Here is a 2,090-nt window from a genome sequence, read left to right on the forward strand (position 1 = left end):
AAAGCGTGGGGAGCAAACAGGATTAGATACCCTGGTAGTCCACGCGGTAAACGATGAATACTAGGTGTCGGGGAGCATAGCTCTTCGGTGCCGCCGCAAACGCATTAAGTATTCCACCTGGGGAGTACGTTCGCAAGAATGAAACTCAAAGGAATTGACGGGGACCCGCACAAGCGGTGGAGCATGTGGTTTAATCCGAAGCAACGCGAAGAACCTTACCAAGTCTTGACATCCCTGTGACCGGCCTTTAACCGGGCCTTCCCTTCGGGGCACAGGAGACAGGTGGTGCATGGTTGTCGTCAGCTCGTGTCGTGAGATGTTGGGTTAAGTCCCGCAACGAGCGCAACCCTTATCCTTAGTAGCCAGCACGCAGTGGTGGGCACTCTGGGGAGACTGCCAGGGATAACCTGGAGGAAGGTGGGGATGACGTCAAATCATCATGCCCCTTATGATTTGGGCTACACACGTGCTACAATGGCGTAAACAAAGGGAAGCGAGAGGGTGACCTTGAGCAAATCCCAAAAATAACGTCCCAGTTCGGACTGTAGTCTGCAACCCGACTACACGAAGCTGGAATCGCTAGTAATCGCGGATCAGAATGCCGCGGTGAATACGTTCCCGGGTCTTGTACACACCGCCCGTCACACCATGGGAGTCAGTAACGCCCGAAGTCAGTGACCTAACCGAAAGGGAGGAGCTGCCGAAGGCGGGACGGATGACTGGGGTGAAGTCGTAACAAGGTAGCCGTATCGGAAGGTGCGGCTGGATCACCTCCTTTCTAGGGAAGAAGTAGAGGAAGAAGTGTGTGTTTCACTGTGGAGTTATCATGCGTGAACACTTAGCGAAGCAGAGCCGTAGGCGAAGGCTGAGCTTAGTGAGGAACGTAGTTCTGTCGACGTAAGGAGACAGAACTTCCGATAACGATTTTTCTGGTGCCGATGCGTTTGGGGGACACACCCGTTCCCATCCCGAACACGACGGTTAAGACCCAAGCGGCCGATGGTACTGCACTGGAGACGGTGTGGGAGAGCAGGTGGGCGCCAGATCAAAAGAAAAAGACAGGTTTTAACCTGTTGATATATATACAGGCATTGGAAAGCGAGCTGTGCAAAAACATAGCGGAAAAAGTCGAGATCCGAGGATTTCCGATGCTAACCCGACCAGCAGGGAAGTGCTGTTGTGATAACTGGTTTTACCAGTGATTTAAGAAGAAAAGTGATTTTCCTCTTAAATGACTGATAAAGCATCAGTCAATATTGTACCTTGAAAACTGCATACATGTGATTTGATTAAGTTAATCAAATATCCTTGATACAAACGTTAAACGTAAGATAGGAAGACATCGATAACATAGTTATCAACAATGAGAATCAACGAACCGAATGTTCCTAACGCTATAGGAACATGCAAAGGTCAAGCAATAAGGGCACAGGGCGGATGCCTTGGCACTAAGAGCCGATGAAAGACGTGATAAGCTGCGAAAAGCTTCGGGGAGGAGCAAATATCCATTGATCCGGAGATCTCTGAATGGGGAAACCCGTATGAGCAGACCTCATACATCCATACGCCAATCCATAACGTATGGAAGGGAACCCGGGGAACTGAAACATCTAAGTACCCGGAGGAAAAGAAAGAAAACTCGATTCCGCAAGTAGCGGCGAGCGAACGCGGAGGAGCCTAAACCAGAGTGCGTGCATTCTGGGGTTACGGACTGCAATTAAGATTCTCGGAAGCTAACAGAACGGTTTTGGGAAAGCCGGCCAAAGAGGGTGAAAGCCCCGTAAGTGAAAGCGGAAGAGACTGAGCAGGATCCAGAGTACCACGAGACACGTGGAACCTTGTGGGAAATCAGGGGGACCACCCCCTAAGGCTAAATACTACTTAGTGACCGATAGCGCATAGTACTGTGAAGGAAAGGTGAAAAGGACCCCGGGAGGGGAGTGAAAGAGAACCTGAAACCCTGTGTCTACAAGCTGTGGAAGTACTTTATAGGTACAACCGCGTACTTTTTGTAGAACGGTCCGGCGAGTTACGCTTACTGGCAAGGTTAAGTCCTTAAGGGACGGAGCCGTAGGGAAACCAAGTCTTAA

General features: G+C 50.2%; 3 rRNA genes. All 3 read left to right on the top strand.

The window, feature by feature from the left end:
• A 16S ribosomal RNA gene (locus tag ACESZH_RS23770) occupies positions 1-778 on the top strand; the annotation flags it as partial.
• 150 nt (positions 779-928) lie between these two features.
• Positions 929-1,046, top strand: a 5S ribosomal RNA gene (gene rrf, locus ACESZH_RS23775).
• Positions 1,047-1,411: 365 nt separating this feature from the next.
• Positions 1,412-2,090, top strand: a 23S ribosomal RNA gene (locus tag ACESZH_RS23780); the annotation flags it as partial.

The organism is Ruminococcus sp. 5_1_39BFAA, from assembly GCF_964240875.1.
Classification (GTDB): domain Bacteria; phylum Bacillota; class Clostridia; order Lachnospirales; family Lachnospiraceae; genus Blautia_A.